Here is an 18,520-nt window from a genome sequence, read left to right as displayed (position 1 = left end):
TTGCGGCCTCCCGGAAGATCTGTGGCAGGGAAAAGCCGTGAAAATACTTTTTATCACAAAGGGGGGCTGTGTTGTAAAGTTGAAAACATTGCGCCTTCGTTCGACTACATTGAACATCTCCCCGGAAGGCGCGGCGATGTGCCGTTTTCCGGGGCACGGCCTGCCGGGCCTGAGCGGAGAGGGCAGAAGGCCTGCCCTCTGCCCGCCTCACCGGGAAAAAAGGGCCGCGCTTTTTTGGGAAGATAAGCCGGAAGAAGGGCAGAAACAGCGGAAAGTTCCCCGGGGTCGGAAGCGCACCTCCGCAAAGGCCTGCGCATACCTGTTCAGAATGCCCCCTTTTCGGGGAAAGACCGCCCCTCTCCGGTCAGGCGGCGCAGGGAAGGGAAAAAGGCTGTTTTATGTTGACAATGAAATTCATTTTCAATATAGAAACAAAAAAGGTCGTGTCGCCGCCCATGTCGTGCGGCAGGGCCTTTTTTCCGGCAGCCCCGGCCGTTTTTCTTGTTTCCGGGGGAAATTTTTCAGGAGTTTTCCGCGCCATGAGACCTTCGCACATCATTTCTTCCTTGAAAACGCTTCTTTCCATACGCAGGCCCGTGTTTCTCTGGGGCGCGCCCGGGGTGGGCAAAAGCGAGGTGGTGGCGGAAGTGGCCCGGTCCCTGGGCTATGAACTGCGCGACATACGCGCCGTGCTGCTCGACCCTGTGGATCTCCGGGGCATACCCCGCATCACGGCCGCGGGAGAAACCGAGTGGTGCCCGCCTTCCTTCCTGCCCGATGCACGGAGCGCGCAGAAGGGCATACTGTTTCTCGACGAACTGAACGCCGCGCCGCCTCTGGTGCAGGCCGCCTGCTATCAGCTCATTCTTGACCGGCGCATCGGTGAATACGTTCTGCCCGAAGGCTGGGTGGTGGTGGCTGCAGGCAACCGCGAAAAGGACAGGGCCGTCACCCACCGCATGCCCAGTGCGCTTTCCAACCGCATGGTGCATCTGGAATTCGACGTGAGCCCGGACGACTGGCTGGACTGGGCCTCCCGTGCGGGCATACGGCCGGAAGTGACGGCCTTTGTGCGCTTCCGTCCCGCGCTGCTGCACGATTTCGACCCGCAGCGCTCCTCCCGGGCCTTTGCCTCGCCGCGTTCATGGTCTTTTGTTTCCGACATTCTGAAGGCCGGGCCGGAGAAGGCCGTGGAATACGGTCTGGTGCGCGGGGCCGTGGGCGACGGCGCGGCGGCGGAGTTCATGGGCTTTCTTTCCGTATGGCGCGACCTGCCTTCGGTGGAGGAGGTGCTTGCCGCGCCGGAAACGGCCCGTGTTCCGGCGGAACCGGCGGCGCTCTATGCCGTGAGTGAGGCGCTGGCCTCCGTGCTTTCTTCTGCGGCCATGGAAAAGGCCGTCACCTACCTTGAGCGCCTGCCCGTGGAGTTCGGCGTGCTGTGCCTGCGTCAGGCCGTGTGCCGGGAACCCTCGCTGGTGGAAACGCCGTCCTTTGCCCGGTGGGCGCAGAACCATGCGGATGTGCTGCTGTGAACGGTGAAAGATGCCTTTCCCCTGCGGAGCGGGAAGAGCGTGCGCTCAAGGCGCTGGAAAAAGCCCGTTCCACGCTGGTGCTGGAACATCCGTTTTTCGGCTCCCTTGCGCTTCGCATGCGCCTGTGCTGTGACGGAAGCTGTGCGGATCTCTGGGCCGACGGCCGCACCCTGGCCTGCAATCCCGCCTATGCGCTTGCCGTTTCGGAAAAGGTGCTGCTGGGTTCCCTGACCCACGAGGTGCTGCACATCGCCCTCGGCCATCATGTACGGCGGAAGGGGCGCGACGAGCGGCTGTGGAACCGGGCCTGCAATTATGCGGTCAATGCGGTGCTGCTGGAAGCGGGCTTTTCTCTGCCGGACGGCGCGCTTTTCCGCCCGGAATACGCGGGCAGAAGCGCAGACGACATCTATTCATGGCTTGCCCGCCTTCAGGACGGCCCTTCCCACAGGGCAAAGGTCACGAAGGAGGAGGGGGACGAGATATCCCTTGCGGCGGAGGGCAGTCAGGGCCTCGGCGGGGAAAAGGGGAGGGAGAACAGGGCTTCTTCCGCCGCGCCCCGCAAAGGAGAAAAGGGGAGCGGCACGGAGAAGGGCGGAACCGGCCGGCGAAAGCCCGAAGGCCGGGAACGCGGGGCGGAAGGCTCCTTTTCCGGCGAGGTGCGCGACCATCCGCTGCTGAAGGAGGGGATGGGCGACGAAGCGCGGGAAAAGGCGGAGCAGGAAGCCGACACGGCTCTGGCTCAGGCCTCGCGCGAGGCGCTGCGCATGGGCGATATGCCCGCCTCCCTCACCCGGCTGGTGAAGAAGCGCCTGCATCCCGTGCTTTCGTGGCGGGACATGCTTGCCCGTTTTCTGGAACAGTGCAGCGACAACGACTACACCTGGGCGCAGCCCCACAGGCGCTATGTGCACGAAGGGCTGTACCTGCCCTCGCGCAGGGAGGCGCGCCTTGCGTCCGTGGCCCTTGCCGTGGATGCCTCCGGCTCCGTGGATGCGGAACTTCTCTCGCGCTTCTGCACGGAACTTTCCGGTCTGCTTTCCGATTTCGACGCCACGCTCTTCGTGCTGTATCACGATGTCAGGGTCAACGCCTGCGCCGTGTACACCAGAGCGGACATGCCCTTCACCCCCGTGCCCGTGGGCGGGGGCGGCACCGATTACCGCCCCGTGCCGGAACGGCTGGAGGAAGAGGGCATGCTGCCTTCCTGCCTTCTGTGGTTCACCGATCTGGAATGCGACCGTTTCCCCGAAGAGCCTCCGTATCCGGTGCTCTGGATTGTGCCGGAACAGCCCCGGGTGCTTCCGCCCTTCGGTGAAACGGTGGTCATGCCGCCCGCAGGGTTTCCGGCATGAAAGCCGCTTTTCCGGAAGCTTATTTTCGCGCACACTTCATCGCTTCAGGAGAGCCTATGCACATCACATGGAACATTACCAAGCAGCGGGGCAACCTCCGTCCCCTGCTCACCTACAGCGTGACGCTGGAAGAACATGAAAAGGCCCTGGCCCTGCCGCCCCTTCGCGTGCGCTCCTCCATTCCCGAACCGGAGGAGGCCTGGAGGGAATACTGCTATCCCGGAGAGCTGGAACGGGCGGAAGGCGCAGCCGCAACCTCCTGTTATGAGCTGGAAACGCCTTCCCACAAAGGCAGAACCTGGCCGCAGAGCCTGCGCCTGCCCTGGCGGGCCGACAACGCCTACCCGGAAGTGGAAGCCTCTTTCCTTGCCCTGCGCCGGGCCTTTGAAGCCGTGCTGGCCGAGGCCTGCCGGAGCGAACCCATGAAGGAGCAGGGCGCTCTTTCCTCCTCCGAAGCCTCCCGCTCCTTCGTGGCCCCCGGCGTGCTGGCCGACCGTTTCCTGCGCATGGCGGGAAAAAGTGCGGAACGTGCCGGTTTATAATTGACATTGAAATTCCTTTTCAATACATTCTTTCCGTTGTCCCGGAAAGAAGGGCGGATCTGCTCCCGACGGGGGATCTGCCGGAATGCGGCATAGGCCGCAAAAGAGAGGAGATACGGTATGAACGAGAATCTCAAGTACGGTCTGTTTTTTCTTGGCGGCGTGGCGCTCGGCGCCGTGGGCGCGGTGGCGGTGAGCCGCGGCAAGCTCGATCTGCGTCCCTTTGCCACCGAACTCATGAGCCGCGGCCTGGATGCCAGGGACGCCCTCATGGCCCGCGCCGAAGCCGTGCGTGAAAACGTGGAAGACATGGTGGCCGAGGCCCACGCCGTTTCCGAACAGCGCAAGGCCGAAGCCGGGGAAGCGTAGTGTTCTGAAAAAGGCAGTCCGGCCCGGCGCTTTTTCTGCGGAAAGGGCCGGGGCGTTTTTTTCGAGGGCGGCCGGAGGTCGCCCTTTGTCGCAGAAGCGCCGCCTTGTGTTTCAGGGCGGCGCATCGCCGGGCATGCGGCTGCTTGTGCGGCCGGAGCGTGCCCGCTCCATCCGGGAGATTGCATGAAGTTTGTTCTGGTCCATCGCATTCCGGGCCGCGCCAGGCTGCGCTGTGAGCAGCGTTTCGGGCCGCGCACGGCGGAGGCTCTGGCCGACGGTCTGGACGCCGTCGACGGCGTGGAGGGCGTGCGCGTCAACCCGCGCACCGGGAGCGTGCTGCTTGTCTACCGCGACGAGGGCACGCTTTCCCGTGCCTGCCTTTTTCTGAACGGCGCGCCCTGCACGGCGGAAAAACCCCTTGTCCGGGATACGGGCAGGGCGGAGGGCCGCCCCGGCCTGTTTCCCTTTTTCCGCTATCTTTTTCTGCGGCCGCTTCTGCCCGTGGCCGTGAACATGGTCACGGCCTTTTCCGGCGCGCTGCCCTACCTGCGGCGCTGCGTCGCCTCCCTTTCCCGCGGGAGAATGGATGTGGACGCGCTGGACGGGGCGGCCATTGCCGTTTCCCTGCTCCGGCGCGACTTCCGCACCGTGGGACTGCTCACGCTTCTTCTGGGCTTCGGCGATGCGCTGGAGCGCTATACGCAGAAGAAGTCGCTGGAAAATCTGGCCTCACACCTGGCGCTGCAGGTGGACAGGGTGTGGGTGCAGCGCGACGGGGAGGAGATGCTCATCCCCTTTTCCGAGCTGAAGGCCTCCGACCTTGTCACCGTGCGCGCCGGTTCCGCCGTTCCCGTGGACGGCGTGGTGGTCCGGGGCACGGCGCTCGTGAACGAATCCTCCATGACCGGGGAACCCATGGGCGTCATGCGCACGCAGGGCGCTTCCGTGTACGCGGGCACCGTGGTGGAGGACGGGGAAATCCATGTGCATCCCACGAGCATCGGCAAAGATACGCGCATGCAGCAGATCGTGCGCTTCATCGAAAACAGCGAACAGCTGAAGGCGGGCATACAGGGGCGCTTCGAGAAGCTGGCCGACAGGGCCGTGCCCTTCACCTTTGCGCTGGCGGGCCTGGTGTGGCTTTTCACGCGCAGTCTCACGCGGGCGGCCTCCGTGCTGCTGGTGGATTATTCCTGCGCCCTGCGCCTTGCCACGCCCCTTGCCATCCTTGCGGCCATGAACGAAGGCGTGAAGCACAAGGTCATGGTCAAGGGCGGGCGTTTTCTTGAGGCGCTTGCCTCCGTGGATACCGTGGTCTTCGACAAGACGGGCACGCTCACGCAGTCGCGGCCGGAAGTGGCCCGCGTGGTGCCCGCCCCGGGCTTCGAGGCCGATGAGGTGCTCCGCCTTTCCGCCTGTCTGGAGGAGCATTTCCCCCATCCCGTGGCGCGCGCCGTGGTGCACGGTGCGGAAAAGCGCAACCTGCGCCACGCGGAGGAGCATACCGAGGTGGAATATGTGGTGGCCCACGGCATAGCCTCCCAGTGGAGGGGCAGGCGCGTGCTTCTGGGCAGCCGCCACTATATCGCCCAGGATGAAGGGGTGGATCTTACCCCCATGGAGGAGCATATCGCCGCGCTTTCCCGCGAAGGGTATTCGCTGCTCTATCTTGCCGTGGACGGCGGCATTGCGGGCATCATTGCCATGGAGGACCCCATACGGCCGGAAAGTCCGGAACTTGTCCGGCGCCTGCGCGACATGGGCATTGCCCATGTGCTCATGCTCACCGGCGACGATGTGCGCACCGCCTCCGTAGTGGCGGCAGGGCTCGGCATCACCGAATTCCGCGCCCAGGTGCTCCCGGAGGACAAGGCCCGCGTGGTGCGGGAACTCCGGCAGTCCGGCCGCACCGTGCTCATGCTGGGCGACGGCATCAACGATTCCCCGGCCCTTTCCTCGGCCGATGTGGGCGTCACCCTGCGCGACGGGGCCGACCTGGCCCGCGAAGTGGCCGACGTGGTGCTCATGGGCGGTTCCCTGAAGGAACTCGTCACGGCTCTGGAACTCGGCAGGGGAGCCATGCGCCGCATCCACGTCAATTTCACGGCCACCATGGTCCTGAATTCCGTCTTTTTGTTCGGCGGGCTTACCGGCCTGCTCCGGCCCGGACTTTCGGCGGTATTCCACAATCTCACCACGCTGGGCGTGTCCCTCAACGCCATGCGCCCGGCCCTGCCCGGAGGGAAATGATATGCTTTCCGTCACCGACTGCATCACAAGTTTCATCGACGGCCGCGTGCGGCTCCGCCATCCTGCGCTGAAGAATGCCGCCCTTGCGGAAACGGTTTCCGCCTTTGTCCGCGGCGTGGAGGGGGTGGAGAACGTTTCCGCCAACCCCGTGACAGGTTCCCTGCTTATTGTCTATGATACGGAAAAGCTGAGCCGTGAGGATCTTCTGGAACTGGCGCAGCAGGGTGCGGCCCTGCTGCCCGTGAAGGACGGGAAAAAGAACGGGGCGGAGGGCGTCCGCTCTCTGGCGGACATGCTGCTTTCCCGCCGCGCCTCGCGCCTTGCAGGGCGCGTCATGCTGGTTTCCCTTCCTCTTTCCCTTGCCGGGGCCGTTTCCGGCATGGGGGCCCTGCACCGCATAAGCGGCGCGGTCTTTACGCTGGCCTCGCTCCAGCACATGGCCGCGCACAGAAAAATGCTGTGGTAGACTATGGAAAAGATGCGTGAATTTTCCGTCCGGCTGGGGCGTTCCCTTGCCCTTGTGCTCTGCGCGGTGCTGGCCGTTGCGCTTCTGTGCATGGCTTTTGCCGTGCTCGTGCAGGCCTTTGCCCTGATGGGGCTGACCATGCTCTTTGCCGTGCTGCTCTTCCCCCGGCCGCTGAAATGGTACGCCGCGCAGGCGGCGGAAGCCGTGCGCACCTTTGCGGCCGTGCTCTTTGCGCCTCCTGCGGGGCAGAACGGGGAGAAAGAGGCGGATGTTTCCCATAAGGAACGGAAGGACTGACGTTCTGCACGCCGTCAGGTACGGAAAGCGCCTTTTCTGATATGACGCATAAAAAAAGCCCCGGATTTCTCCGGGGCTTTTTCTTTCAGCGGGGGAAGGCTCAGTCGATGACGGCCTTCTTGATGATGACAGGTTCCACCGGCACATCCTGATGCGGATAGTGAGAGGTGGTGGGCACCTTGGCGATGGCATCCACCACATCCTGGCCCTTCACCACCTTGCCGAACACGGCATAGCCCCAGCCCTGCATGGTGGGAGCGGTGAAGTTGAGGAAGCTGTTGTTGGCCACGTTGATGAAGAACTGCGCCGTGGCGGAATGGGGGGCCTGGGTGCGGGCCATGGCGATGGTGTAGGTGTCGTTCTTCAGGCCGTTGTTGGCTTCGTTTTCAATGGGTTCGCGGGTGCTCTTCTGCACCATGTTCTTGTCGAAGCCGCCGCCCTGAATCATGAAGCCGGGAATGACGCGGTGGAAGATGGTGCCGTCGTAGAAGCCGGACTTCACATATTCCAGAAAGTTCCTGGTGGTGTTGGGAGCCTTTTCGGCATCGAGTTCCAGGACGATGTCGCCCTTGGTGGTCTGAAGCGTGACCATGGTTTTTCCTCCAGCTTGAGCCTGGCAGGCGGGGCCGAACACGAGGGCGGCCGCGAGCAGCAGGCAGGATATAAGAAGTTTGCGCATAACATGTCTCCCGTTTCCGCACGCCGTTGCCACGGCATGACATGCCGCGGGGAAGGGGCGCGGGAAAAGAATTTCATTGCCTTCCGCCCATGTCAATGCCTTTCCCCGGGGGGGCGGCGCAGAGAAGGACGATGCGCCCTTCTTGTATAGGAAGCCGCGCGCCTTGGCAATGCCGCGCCTCGCGCCGCACCCCGGGGGAGGGCTTACGTCCTGGCGTTATTTATGGTATGCAGAAACACCTGACCGGAGGAAACATGATAGGTACCATAGTCAATACGGCGGCCATACTTTGCGGAAGTGTGCTCGGAAGCGTGCTCCGCAAGGGCATCAAGGAAAAATATCAGCATGCGCTTTTCGATGCCATGGGCTTTTCCGCCGTGGCCATAGGCGTGAACGCCGTGGTCTCCAACATGCCCAACAGCCATTATCCGGTGCTTTTCATCCTGAGCATGGCGCTCGGGAGTTTTCTCGGTGCAGTGTGGGACTGGGACGGCAAGTTCCAGAACTTTGCCCGGCGCATGGGCAGTTCCGATCTCGGGCGCGGCCTTGCCACGGCCATACTGCTTTTCTGCATAGGCACACTGTCCATTCTCGGCCCCATAGAGAGCGCGGTGCACAACAATCACACCTTCCTCTTCACCAACGCCACGCTGGATTTCGTCACTTCCATGGTGCTGGCCTCCACCTACGGCCTGGGCATAGCCTTTGCCGCGCCGGTGCTCTTCTGCTGGCAGGGTTCCTTATACCTTCTCGGGCTGTGGCTCGGTTCCTTCGTGCCGCGCGATCTTCTCACCGAAGTTTCCATCGTGGGCGGCATACTCATCCTTGTTTCCGGCGTGTCCATGCTGCGCATCAAAGACTGCAAAACGCTGAACATGCTGCCCGCGCTCTTTGTCAGCGTGATTCTCTACGGCCTTGCGGTCACGTTTCTGTAGGCCGCGTTTCTTCATCCCAAGGGAGTACTTGCCATGAATATCGCCGTGTTTGAAGTCAGCAGCGATGAACGGGCGGAGCTTGACCGCCTTTCCCGCACCCTCGACGTGAACCTCCGCCTGGTGGAAGGCAACCTTTCCATGGACACCCTTTCCTCTGCCGAAGGGTGCGAGGCCGTGTCCACCCTGGGCCGCAGCCGTCTTGACCGGGAGCTTCTGAACGCGCTCCGGGCCATGGGCGTGGGCTATGTGTCCACCCGCACCATAGGCGTGGACCATATCGACCTTGCCGCGGCAAAGGAAGCGGGCATACGCGTGAGCCACGCCTCCTATCCGCCCGACGCCGTGGCCGACTTCACCATCATGCTCATGCTCATGGTGCTCCGCCGCTACAAGCCCGCCATGTGGCGGCAGCAGGTGAACGACTATTCCCTTTACGGACTCATGGGCCGCAGCCTGCGCCGGCAGACCGTGGGCGTGGTGGGCACGGGCAGCATCGGCGCCGCCGTCATCCGTGCCCTTGCCGGTTTCGGATGCCGCATTCTGGCCTACAACCTTGTGGAGTGCGAAAATCTGCGCCCCTATGCCACCTTTGTGGATCTCGACACCCTGTACCGGGAAAGCGACATCATCACCTTCCATGTGCCCGCCACGCCGGAAACCCGGCGCATGGTGAACCGCGAAAGTCTTTCCCGCATGAAGGACGGCGTCATTCTCATCAACACCGCCCGGGGTGAACTCATGGACATCGACGCCGTGACCGAGGGCATTGAAACGGAAAAGATAGGCTCTCTGGCCATGGACGTGTTCGTGAACGAGCAGGGCATCTATCACGCCGACAGAAAGACCGACATTCTCAGAAACAAGGACATGGTGTATCTGCGTCAGTTCCCCAACGTGGTGCTTACCCAGCACATGGCCTTCTATACGGAAGAATCCATTGTGAGCATGGTGGACTGCGGCATTGAAAGCCTTCTGGACATGAAGGCCGGCAGACCCACCCGGCTTGAGGTTTCCGCATAACCGGCAGGGCGCCGCGCGCTTTGCCCCGGCATAGAGGAGAGCCCCGGAAGGGGGCGGGTATGGAAGAATTTTTACCACAAGGAACGCAGATGGAGACGCAAGGAAAGAAACCATCGCTTTGGTGGGCAACGCTGTCGCTGGTGCTGCCTGTAGCCATGATCCTGTACGGCACCCTCGTGGTGGGCGTGAGGCCCCCGGTGCTGCCCCTGCTCGGCGCCGTGGCCCTGGCTTCGGTCATGGCCATGAAGACGGGCTACAGGTGGGAGGACCTTCAGGACGGCATGTTCGAGGCCCTCGGCCGCATACAGATAGCCATTGCCATTCTGGCCATGGTGGGCATGATCATCGCCGCATGGCTGGCCTCGGGCACCATCCCCGCCATCATCTACTGGGGCCTCAAGCTCATCGCTCCCGAACACTTCCTGCTTTCGGCCATGGTGCTCTGTTCCGTGGCCTCGGTGGCCACGGGCACATCCTTCGGCACCATGGGCACCATAGGCGTGGCGCTTCTCGGCGTGGGGCAGGCTCTGGATTACCCTGCGTACATGACCGTGGGCGCCATTGTCTCCGGCGCGTATCTCGGCGACAAGATGTCCCCCGTGTCCGACTCCACCAACATCACCGCCTCGGTGTGTGAAGTGCCGCTCTTCTCCCACGTCATGTCCATGCTCTGGACCACCATTCCGGCCTTCATCTTGGCGGGCGTGGCCTACACCGTGCTCGGCAGTTCCGTGGCGGCGCAGCAGAGCGCCTCTCTGGACAGCCTGAACGCCATCCTCACCGGCCTTGAGGCCAACTTCAGCCTCGGCCCGGTGGCCTTCATTCCCCCGGTGCTCATGATCGTGCTGGCCTACCGCCGTTACCCCGTGCTTCCCGTCATGCTGGTGTGCCTGCTCGCGGCCATGGTCATTGCCGTTGCCGAAGGCGTGCCCTTCAACAAGCTGGCCACCATGCTCACCTCGGGCTATGTGTCCAAGACCGGCATTGCCGACCTCGATCCGCTGCTTTCCCGCGGCGGACTCATGAGCATCATGCCCACCGTGCTGCTGCTCTGCTCCGGCATGGCCTTCGGCGGCATTCTGGAACGCTCCCGCGTGCTCGAAGTGCTGCTCGAAGCCATTCTCAAGGGCGCCAGATCCGCCCTGCGTCTGGTGGCCTCCGCCCTGGCCGCCGCGTATCTCATCAACTTCGGCACCGGCAGTCAGATGCTGGCCGTCATCGTGCCCGGCCGCGCCTTCCTCGATTCCTTCAAGAATGCCGACATCAGCCCCCTGGTGCTTTCCCGTACCTGCGAGGACGCGGGCACCATCGGCTGCCCCCTGGTGCCGTGGAGCGTGCACGCCTTCTACATTGCTGGCGTGCTCGGCGTGAGCGCCTATGACTTCGTGCCCTATGCCTTCTTCAACTGGTTCGTGCCCATCTTCTCCCTGGTCTGCGCCATCACCGGCTTCGGTATCTGGCGCATGGACGGCACGCCCGTCCGCAAGGCCGGAAAGGCCGCGTAACTTCCCTGAAGCAACATGAAAAACGCGCCGGAGCAATCCGGCGCGTTTTTTGTATCTTCGGCCCGTTGCGGGCGTACCGGGACGGCGTTGCCGCGTCAGGCCTTTTCCGTGCCTTCGGGCAGACGCATGGCGGCGATGAACCCGGGCAGGCCGAGAAGGGCGGTCGGGTGCGGAAACGGCGCGTCGCGAAGCGGCCCGGGCGGCATACTCCCGCCGCAGGACTGCCGGAAGGCGGGGCCATGGCCTAGGTTTTTTCCACGATCTTCACATGGCGCTTGCCCAGAAGCACCCCGCGTTTTTTCCACGCCTTGATTTTCCGGAACAGGGTGCTTCTGTCCATGTCCAGGTGCCGCGCCGCGTCGCTTACCGAGGAAAAGGCGCAGAGCACCTCGTCGAGCAGCTTTTTTTCATACTCTTCCATGGCCTCCTTGTAGGTGCGGGAAAGCAGTATCCGGCCGGGCTCGTCGTCCCTGTCCTTTTCCGCCCGGGCGACAAAGGGCAGATCCTCCGCCTCAATGGTTTTTCCGTCCGTGCATACCGAGAGGCCGTGTATCATGTTCCTGAGCTCCCGCACGTTTCCCGGCCAGGAGTAGCAGAGCAGGGCCTTGTCGGCATCCTTGGAAAAGTTCAGCTCGCGGCGGTATTTTCTGCCGTAGTAGTTCAGAAAGGCGTGGGCCATGGGGATGATCTCGCTTTTTCTGTCCCGCAGGGGCGGCAGTTCGATGCCGATGAACTTCAGCCGGTAATACAGATCCCGGCGGAATTCTCCCGCCTGTACGGCTTCCTCAAGGTTGCGGTTGGTGGCGGCAACAATGCGCACGTCGACCTTCTTGGGCGATATGGAACCGATGCGCAGGATTTCCCCGTCCTGAAGCACGCGCAGAAGCTTGGTCTGCATGGACAGGGGCAGTTCCCCTATCTCGTCCAGAAAGAGCGTGCCGTGGGAGGCGGCTTCAATAAGCCCCATCTTTCCCTTGTGCAGGGCGCCGGAAAAGGCCCCGCCCTCATAGCCGAAAAGCTCCGATTCAATGAGCGAAGGCGTGATGCTTCCGCAGTCCACCTTGATGAAGGGGCCGCTTTGCCGGCTGCTCAGATGATGAATGTGCCTTGCAACGACGTCCTTGCCCGTTCCCGTTTCTCCCAGAATGAGTACCGGGATGTCCGACAGCGCGATGCGCGAGATCTTTTTGTAGATGTTCCGCATGGCCGTACTCTGGACGATTTCCATGGGTTCATTGTCTGCGCCGACTTTTTCCACATCGAGCTTGGAGAAGGTCTCTATGATTTCCTTCTGTCTGAGCAGTGTGGCCTGAAGATTCGCCATGCATGATTCATCACGCACAAAGGTAAGGCACATGACGGCCCGGCCCGTTTCGTCGAAAACGGGATGTCCTTCAAGAAGCAGGCGTCTTCCCGTGTCCGTATCCTGGACACGGGTCACTTTTTCCTGCGTCTGAATGACTTCAGGATTGACGATGATGTTGAGAACCCCCTGATGAACGAAGTCCTGAGCGTTTTTTCCGAGCATGACATCCCGGGAAATGGATGAGATTTCCTCGTAACGCCTGTTGAGATAGATGATGACGCCCCGAACGTCGGTAATGCAGATGCCCTCGTCAAGAAGGTCGAGGATCTGATCCAGATAATCATAGAGCAGAGATTTGAACTCAGCCATGTCACGCTCCTTCCTGTTGAATGCAGGGGTGAATGATGAAGACGGCATGATACTGTCATGACGGCAGGCAGCATGACGGCCGGGGAACGTTGCCATGATTCATGGCCGGGCATGGTGCTTTTGATGAGAAACGACATGTCATGATCATGCTGCAGGCAAAGAGTACGTTTCGGGGCGTGAGGCGGCAGGCACGCCATGGGTGAAGAAAAAAGGTTGCCGCGTTCGCCGGCGTGAAGGCCGGGCATGGAGCAGGGAGAGAACGGGGAAAGGACGATGTTCCGCCGTGTTCTGCCGCATCGTGAAAAGAGGGTGCCCTTCTCCTTCCGGCGGAGGAGGAAGGCGTTTTGATATCGTAAGCCGTCATGCTCCAGCGTGCGGAGGAAACGTTGCGCTTTTTTGCACCGGGGCGTTTCATCTGGCACGTTCGGGAAGGCACGGAGAGGGGCATGGCGCTTCATGCGGCGGGATATTCCTTTATTCCTCTATTCAAATGGACACGATTCCGATCCGGAGTTTCACAAAAGCATGAAAATCCTCCTGCGTTTCCGCAAGGCAGAAGTCCTGTTCAAAGCAACGCGATGCCGTTCTCTGACGCTGATAAAGAGAGTTTTCCTCCAGACTTGTCGTGCAAGTGCCGGGGCGCTCCGTTAAGGACGGAGACGGCCTTCAGCATACATGAGGGAAAATGTCATGACAATGTGTTGCAAAATGGATACGCATTCTTGCGTCGTTTCCTCCAAAAAGCCTGGTACTGGGAAGAAAAGCGGAGCGATGCAATATGGTCACATCTTCTCGTTGTGTTGCATATACGCATCGCATAGCTTTCATCTATGGGAAATTATTGATGAAATATGATGCAAACACATTTTTTCTCCGCATGGTTTCTTTGCATTTGGATAAATATTTCACATGGTTGAATCGTCCCTTTTCGTCCCCCGAAATTCCGCCTTCCCGGAAGAAAAAATAAAAAATTCAATAATGAAAGTGTATTATTGCTATTTTTTTGTCTGGCACGCTTTTTGCTAGAGAGCAGGTAATGTTTTAGCCTCAAGGAGGGAACCATGAAACTGAATCTGGCAGGAAAAGTCGTTGTGATTACCGGGGGAACCGCAGGGATAGGAAAGGCCTGCGTGAATGCTTTTCTTGAAGAAGGATGCAAAGTTGCCATCTGTGCCAGGTCCGAGGAGAAGCTGGAAGCGTTCCGCAAGGAGTATGAGGGGCAAAGCGTCCTGACTCTGCGCGCGGATGTTTCCTGTCCTTCCGATATGGAACAGTTTGCGGCGAAAGTGGCGGAGCAGTTCGGCGGCATTGATGTGTGGGTCAATAATGCAGGCATTTACCCCAAGGGATATCTGACCGAAATGCCGCTTGATCTGTGGCAGAAGACCTTCGATATCAATGTGAGCGGCGTATTGTACGGGGCGCGTGCGGCCGTACCGTGGATGAAAAAAAGAGGGGGCGGCGTCATCATCAACGCTGCGTCGTTCGCCACCATGATGCCCACGGCCGGACGCGGTGCCTACGGCATCACCAAGGCGGCCGTAGGCCACCTGACCAAGGTGCTCGGTGCGGAACTGGCTCCCGACAATATCCGGGTTACGGCGTATATGCCGGGATTTGTGGCAACGGAACTGACGGCGCCTGTGGTAGGCGAGTACGAAGGCGACGCCATAAAAAGGCAGGTTGCCCAGCATCGGTACGGTACGCCGGAAGAAATCGCGCCTCTGGTGGTGTTTCTCGCTTCCGATGCCGCCAGCTTCATCACGGGCAGCGGAGTGGAAATCAGCGGTGGAAAGTATTGTGTTCAGAATCCGTATGCCGCGTGGGAACGCGCCTGATACTTCAAGGAGTAAGCCATGCTTTACGGACTGTCCCGTTTTTTCACCATGCTGGTGAAGCGTTTTCTTCCGGACGCCTATATTCTGGTTATCCTCCTGACGCTTGTGAGTTTTATCACCGCGTTCATCTTTACGGAGTCCTCCTGCATTGACCTCATCAATGCATGGGGCAAGGGCTTTTCCAGCCTGCTGATGTTCACCATACAGTCGGCTCTTATTTATACCACCGGGCATGCACTGGCGAGCACGCACGCCGTCCGCCGTCTGCTTGATTCCGTTGCAGGTATCCCCCGCACGCCGTTTCAGGCCGCGCTCATGACCTTTTACGTCACGGCCTTCGGTTCATTGTTCAACTGGGGCTTCGGACTCGTGGTGGGGGGACTCATTGCCCGTGAAATGGCGCGAAGAGTGCCGAACATCGACTACGGCTTTACCGTGGCCGCAGGCTATTCCGGCTTTGTAGTGTGGCACGGCGGTTTTTCGAGCGCCGTCGCGGCCGATCTCGCCACCTCTGGAGGCGTATTGTCCAAAGCTCTGGCGGCCCGCGGCCTGCCGGATATGGTTATTCCCTTCAGCGATTCCATCCTGTCCGCATCAAACATCACCATCACGGCGGTCATGCTCATCGTGCTGCCGTTCATGCTGAAGGCCATCCATCCTCATCCCGATGAAGTGGTTCCCGTTGACCCTGCGCTGTTCGGAGAGGAGAAGGATCTTGCCGTTCCTCCGCTGGAAGATTCCCCTGCGTCCCGGCTGGAGCACAGTCGTGCCCTGAGTCTCCTGTTCAGTGCGCTGGGTTTTGCATACCTGGGATATCATTTCTGGACCAGGGGCATGGACATCAACCTGAACATTCTCATCATCATTTTCATGTGGCTGGGAATTTTCCTGCACGGCACTCCCATCCGCTATGTGGTGGCGCTGAAGGAAGCCGTGGCCGGGGCAAGCGGCATCATCACCCAGTTCCCTCTGTACGGCGGCATACAGGGCATCATGGTGGCTTCCGGTCTCGCCTCCATGATAGCAAGCGGCGTCATGTCCATTGCGACTGCAAAAACGCTGCCTCTGCTGACCTTCATTTCCGCCGGCATCATCAACATCTTCATTCCTTCCGGCGGCGGGCAATGGATTGTGCAGGCTCCCATTTCCATTCCTCCGGCCATTGATATGGGCGCCAATGTGGGTTTGACCGGCATGGCCGTGGCCTACGGCGATCAGTGGACGAACATGATCCAGCCTTTCTGGGCTCTGCCCATGCTGGCCATCGCCGGACTCGGTATCCGGGACATCATGGGGCCGTGCGTGATGACGCTTATTTTCAGCGGCATCATCATGGGCGCCGGCCTGTACTTCTTCGCCTGAGAAAACGTCTGCTTCCGCCCCAATCTCCGGGCGGAAGCAGATTTTGAGATACGGGCTGGTCAACCCCGGCAAACCTGTTCTTGAGTTCTTTACACGCGCCTTTTCCCGTCCTTCGCCTTCTTGTCATAAGCTCCAGAGCAGGGCAGCCTTTCCGGGCATGAGGCCGGCAGGACTCTGCAGGATCGGCGGACGCTTGCCCTGAAAGTTCAACCATGGCGGGCAGGGTTTTCCGCCTCGTCCTGCCTGCCGACGGGGTCGCATATTGTGCGGAAGCATGTTTCACGAGCTTTTTTCAGAAGGCTCAGGTGTCGATTAACACAAATGAACACAGAAGGAGAACGTGTTATGAAGCTTTTCACCTGTTGTGGCGTCGCCTTGCTTGCCGTTCTTTTTTCCGTCAACGGCGTCAGTGCCGTTGAATACCAGAAAATGCACATCCGCGGGGCCACCGCCAACCCTGCGGGGGATGAGATTCAGGCCGTGGCCCTTGATAAGTTCAAGGAGATTCTGGAAAAGGAATCCAACGGCAACATCAAGGTCACCATTTATTACGGCGGCTCCATGGGGGATGAGCAGGCGAACGTGAAGCAGTGCCGCGACGGGGAGCTTCAGTTTGCGCAGATGTCCACGGGCAACCTTACGCCGTTTGCTCCGGCGGCCGGTCTTTTTTATCTGCCTTATATCTTCCCCACCATGGAAGATGCGGAAAAGGTGTTTTCCAACCGGGACTTCGTCAAAAAGCTTGCGGACATCTGTGCCAGACAGAGCTATACCCGTCCGCTGGCCTGGCTGCACGGCGACTACCGCATGATCACCAACTCCAAAAAGCCCATCCACACCATTGACGACCTCAAGGGTCTGAAGATCCGCGTGCCCGCCGTGGAACTGCAGCTTGCCGCGTTTCGCGCATGGGGCGTGGAGCCTCATCCCCTGGCCTGGACGGAAACCTTCAACGGGCTTCAGCAGGGCGTGATCGACGGGCAGGAGAATCCTCATTCCGTGAACCGCGCGCAGAAGTTCTGGGAAGTGCAGAAGTACATTACGCCCGTGCATTATCTTGTGTGGACGGGGCCCATTCTGGTCAGCGAAAAGTGGTACCGCAAGCTGGACGACAACACCCGCGCTCTGGTGGACAGGGCGGCCCAGCAGGCCGTGGAGCATGAATGGAAGTGGGCTGCGGAACAGGAGGCGAAGGCCTGTCAGCAGTGCCTCGATCACGGCATGGTCATCGTTCCGCTCAAGGATGAAAAGGTATGGATGGAAAAAGCCCGCGCCATCTGGCCGGAGTTTTATGACAAGGTCGGCGGCAAGGAACTGGTGGATGAAGTGCTTGCCATCATTGCCGACAAATAGGAACGGAGCAACAGGGCAGGGCTGCGCCGGGCATGGCGTTGCATGAACGGTGTTTTCCGGCTCCTGCCTGCGTGAGACGGCCCCGCTGCACAAAAGTGCCTGCAGCGGGGCCGTCATGGTTTCTGAATTTTCCGGGCCGCGTGCAGGCATGCGTTCCGGGAAGAAGCGCTCCGCAGGGGCGCCTGCGGGCACGAAAAAACGGAGCCTCCCCGTGGGAGACTCCGTTTTTTTTTACAGGTGGCGGATAAGCCTACAGGCAGCGCAGCTGCGTTTCCGGATCGAACACATGGCCGTGGCCCTGGCGGGCCGTGAGGCGTATCACGTCGCCGGAGGCGGGGCGCTGGGCGCCCTGGAGGCGCACGATGATGGTTTCATCCTTCTTCACCGCGGCATCCTTGCCCATGGGGTGACAGTAGGCCAGGGTGTCGGAGCCCAGGGCTTCCACAATGTCCACGGTGACGCGGATATTGCCGTCCGGGTCGAAGAGCAGATCCTCGCTGCGCAGTCCGAGCAGCACGTCGCCCTTTCTGCCGGAAAGGTTGATGTCCTTTGCCTGCACGCCGGAAAGGCGCGTGCCGTCGGCCAGAATGATGTCTCCCCCGTCAGCGGTGGCGTGTACGATGTTCATGGAAGGCGAACCCATGAACTGGGCCACGAACACGGAGGCCGGGCGCAGGTACACGTCGTCGGGCGTGCCGTACTGTTCGATGTGTCCGGCGCGCAGCACGAGGATTTTTTCGGCCAGGGTCATGGCCTCCACCTGATCGTGGGTGACGTAGATGCTGGTGGTGGCAAGGCGCTGGTGCAGGCGGCGCAGTTCGATGCGCATCTGGTTGCGGAGATTGGCATCGAGGTTGGAGAGCGGTTCGTCGAAGAGGAACACGCTGGGTTCGCGCACGATGGCGCGGCCCATGGCCACTCTCTGGCGCTGACCGCCGGAAAGCTGCCGGGGCATGCGGGTGAGCAGGCCGTCGAGTCCGAGGAGCTTTGCGGCCTCCTCGGCGCGGCGTTTGCGTTCTTCGGCGGGAATGCCGCGCACCTTCAGGCCGTAGGTGATGTTGTCATACACGTTCATGTGCGGGTAGAGCGCGTAGTTCTGGAACACCATGGCGATGTTGCGGTCCTTGGGTTCCATGTGCGTCACGTCCCTGTCGCCGATGTAGATGGAACCGGAGGTCACTTCCTCCAGGCCGGCGATGCAGCGCAGGGCGGTGGACTTGCCGCAGCCCGAGGGGCCCACCATGACCATGAAGGAACCGTCCGGAACTTCGAGGTTGAGGCCGGAAAGCACCTTGTTCTTATTGAAGGTCTTGTCGATATCGCAAAGACGAACGTTTGCCAT

16 protein-coding genes are annotated in these 18,520 nt (G+C 60.9%); 13 read left to right on the top strand and 3 right to left on the bottom strand.

Annotation, left to right across the window (positions count from 1 at the left end; all coding sequences use genetic code 11):
- The first annotated feature begins 539 nt into the window (after positions 1-539).
- From Q0K07_RS04690 to Q0K07_RS04660, 7 genes are all read left to right on the top strand, one after another.
- Positions 540-1,532 carry a MoxR family ATPase gene (locus Q0K07_RS04690; RefSeq protein ID WP_294557137.1) on the top strand — a complete coding sequence of 331 codons (993 nt, stop codon included), beginning with the start codon at positions 540-542 and terminating at the stop codon, positions 1,530-1,532.
- Entirely contained in the window at positions 1,529-2,887 is a 1,359-nt protein-coding gene (locus Q0K07_RS04685; protein ID WP_294557135.1) for a VWA-like domain-containing protein, read from the top strand. The genes Q0K07_RS04690 and Q0K07_RS04685 overlap by 4 nt, the downstream gene beginning before the upstream one ends.
- Positions 2,888-2,943: 56 nt before the next feature.
- Complete coding sequence (locus Q0K07_RS04680; protein ID WP_294557133.1) at positions 2,944-3,429, top strand: hypothetical protein; 486 nt, start codon at positions 2,944-2,946, stop codon at positions 3,427-3,429.
- A gap of 120 nt (positions 3,430-3,549) precedes the next feature.
- On the top strand, positions 3,550-3,798 hold the full coding sequence (locus tag Q0K07_RS04675) for a DUF6110 family protein (RefSeq protein ID WP_294557130.1): 249 nt from the start codon (positions 3,550-3,552) through the stop codon (positions 3,796-3,798).
- A 183-nt stretch (positions 3,799-3,981) separates the two neighbouring features.
- Positions 3,982-6,048, top strand: coding sequence for a heavy metal translocating P-type ATPase (locus Q0K07_RS04670; protein ID WP_294557127.1), 2,067 nt, complete (start codon positions 3,982-3,984; stop codon positions 6,046-6,048).
- Position 6,049: 1 nt separating this feature from the next.
- Entirely contained in the window at positions 6,050-6,514 is a 465-nt protein-coding gene (locus Q0K07_RS04665; protein WP_294557124.1) for an HMA2 domain-containing protein, read from the top strand.
- Between the two features lie 12 nt (positions 6,515-6,526).
- Positions 6,527-6,811: a hypothetical protein gene (locus Q0K07_RS04660; protein ID WP_294557121.1), complete on the top strand. Its 285-nt coding sequence runs from the start codon at positions 6,527-6,529 to the stop codon at positions 6,809-6,811.
- Positions 6,812-6,911: 100 nt separating this feature from the next.
- On the opposite strand, the gene Q0K07_RS04655 is transcribed toward Q0K07_RS04660, so the two are convergent.
- Positions 6,912-7,490, bottom strand: coding sequence for a peptidylprolyl isomerase (locus Q0K07_RS04655; RefSeq protein ID WP_294557117.1), 579 nt, complete (start codon positions 7,488-7,490; stop codon positions 6,912-6,914).
- Between the two features lie 254 nt (positions 7,491-7,744).
- On the opposite strand from Q0K07_RS04655, the gene Q0K07_RS04650 reads away from it, so the two are divergent.
- From Q0K07_RS04650 to nhaC, 3 genes are all read left to right on the top strand, one after another.
- Positions 7,745-8,425: a DUF554 domain-containing protein gene (locus Q0K07_RS04650; protein ID WP_294557114.1), complete on the top strand. Its 681-nt coding sequence runs from the start codon at positions 7,745-7,747 to the stop codon at positions 8,423-8,425.
- A 33-nt stretch (positions 8,426-8,458) separates the two neighbouring features.
- Positions 8,459-9,445 (top strand): D-isomer specific 2-hydroxyacid dehydrogenase family protein, encoded by a 987-nt coding sequence (locus Q0K07_RS04645; RefSeq protein ID WP_294557111.1) that lies wholly within the window; start codon positions 8,459-8,461, stop codon positions 9,443-9,445.
- A gap of 89 nt (positions 9,446-9,534) precedes the next feature.
- Entirely contained in the window at positions 9,535-10,950 is a 1,416-nt protein-coding gene (gene nhaC, locus Q0K07_RS04640; protein WP_294557108.1) for a Na+/H+ antiporter NhaC, read from the top strand.
- A gap of 244 nt (positions 10,951-11,194) precedes the next feature.
- On the opposite strand, the gene Q0K07_RS04635 is transcribed toward nhaC, so the two are convergent.
- Positions 11,195-12,625, bottom strand: coding sequence for a sigma 54-interacting transcriptional regulator (locus tag Q0K07_RS04635; protein ID WP_294557105.1), 1,431 nt, complete (start codon positions 12,623-12,625; stop codon positions 11,195-11,197).
- A 1,061-nt stretch (positions 12,626-13,686) separates the two neighbouring features.
- Between Q0K07_RS04635 and Q0K07_RS04630 the strand changes: the two genes are divergently transcribed.
- The 3 genes from Q0K07_RS04630 (at position 13,687) to Q0K07_RS04620 (ending at position 17,178) form a co-directional block, all read left to right on the top strand.
- A complete protein-coding gene (locus tag Q0K07_RS04630) occupies positions 13,687-14,463 on the top strand; it encodes an SDR family NAD(P)-dependent oxidoreductase (protein WP_294557102.1) in 777 nt (258 codons plus the stop codon).
- Positions 14,464-14,481: 18 nt separating this feature from the next.
- Positions 14,482-15,825 carry a TIGR00366 family protein gene (locus tag Q0K07_RS04625; RefSeq protein ID WP_077073434.1) on the top strand — a complete coding sequence of 448 codons (1,344 nt, stop codon included), beginning with the start codon at positions 14,482-14,484 and terminating at the stop codon, positions 15,823-15,825.
- Positions 15,826-16,170: 345 nt separating this feature from the next.
- Complete coding sequence (locus Q0K07_RS04620) at positions 16,171-17,178, top strand: TRAP transporter substrate-binding protein (RefSeq protein ID WP_294557098.1); 1,008 nt, start codon at positions 16,171-16,173, stop codon at positions 17,176-17,178.
- Between the two features lie 250 nt (positions 17,179-17,428).
- Here Q0K07_RS04620 and Q0K07_RS04615 read toward each other — a convergent pair whose 3' ends face one another.
- A complete protein-coding gene (locus tag Q0K07_RS04615) occupies positions 17,429-18,520 on the bottom strand; it encodes an ABC transporter ATP-binding protein (protein WP_294557096.1) in 1,092 nt (363 codons plus the stop codon).

It is taken from the genome of uncultured Mailhella sp. (assembly GCF_944324615.1).
GTDB lineage: Bacteria > Desulfobacterota > Desulfovibrionia > Desulfovibrionales > Desulfovibrionaceae > Mailhella.
Note: the sequence above shows the minus strand (reverse complement) of the source record. Positions and strands in the feature narration are given on the sequence as shown.

Excerpts from the sequence above, each read along its gene's own strand:
- Q0K07_RS04690 (WP_294557137.1), top strand. The coding sequence starts at position 540 with ATGAGACCTTCGCACATCATTTCTTCCTTGAAAACGCTTCTTTCCATA.
- Q0K07_RS04680 (WP_294557133.1), top strand. The coding sequence starts at position 2,944 with ATGCACATCACATGGAACATTACCAAGCAGCGGGGCAACCTCCGTCCC.
- Q0K07_RS04675 (WP_294557130.1), top strand. The coding sequence starts at position 3,550 with ATGAACGAGAATCTCAAGTACGGTCTGTTTTTTCTTGGCGGCGTGGCG.
- Q0K07_RS04670 (WP_294557127.1), top strand. The coding sequence starts at position 3,982 with ATGAAGTTTGTTCTGGTCCATCGCATTCCGGGCCGCGCCAGGCTGCGC.
- Q0K07_RS04665 (WP_294557124.1), top strand. The coding sequence starts at position 6,050 with ATGCTTTCCGTCACCGACTGCATCACAAGTTTCATCGACGGCCGCGTG.
- Q0K07_RS04660 (WP_294557121.1), top strand. The coding sequence starts at position 6,527 with ATGCGTGAATTTTCCGTCCGGCTGGGGCGTTCCCTTGCCCTTGTGCTC.
- Q0K07_RS04655 (WP_294557117.1), bottom strand. The coding sequence starts at position 7,490 with ATGCGCAAACTTCTTATATCCTGCCTGCTGCTCGCGGCCGCCCTCGTG.
- Q0K07_RS04650 (WP_294557114.1), top strand. The coding sequence starts at position 7,745 with ATGATAGGTACCATAGTCAATACGGCGGCCATACTTTGCGGAAGTGTG.
- Q0K07_RS04645 (WP_294557111.1), top strand. The coding sequence starts at position 8,459 with ATGAATATCGCCGTGTTTGAAGTCAGCAGCGATGAACGGGCGGAGCTT.
- nhaC (WP_294557108.1), top strand. The coding sequence starts at position 9,535 with ATGGAGACGCAAGGAAAGAAACCATCGCTTTGGTGGGCAACGCTGTCG.
- Q0K07_RS04635 (WP_294557105.1), bottom strand. The coding sequence starts at position 12,625 with ATGGCTGAGTTCAAATCTCTGCTCTATGATTATCTGGATCAGATCCTC.
- Q0K07_RS04630 (WP_294557102.1), top strand. The coding sequence starts at position 13,687 with ATGAAACTGAATCTGGCAGGAAAAGTCGTTGTGATTACCGGGGGAACC.
- Q0K07_RS04625 (WP_077073434.1), top strand. The coding sequence starts at position 14,482 with ATGCTTTACGGACTGTCCCGTTTTTTCACCATGCTGGTGAAGCGTTTT.
- Q0K07_RS04620 (WP_294557098.1), top strand. The coding sequence starts at position 16,171 with ATGAAGCTTTTCACCTGTTGTGGCGTCGCCTTGCTTGCCGTTCTTTTT.
- Q0K07_RS04615 (WP_294557096.1), bottom strand. The coding sequence starts at position 18,520 with ATGGCAAACGTTCGTCTTTGCGATATCGACAAGACCTTCAATAAGAAC.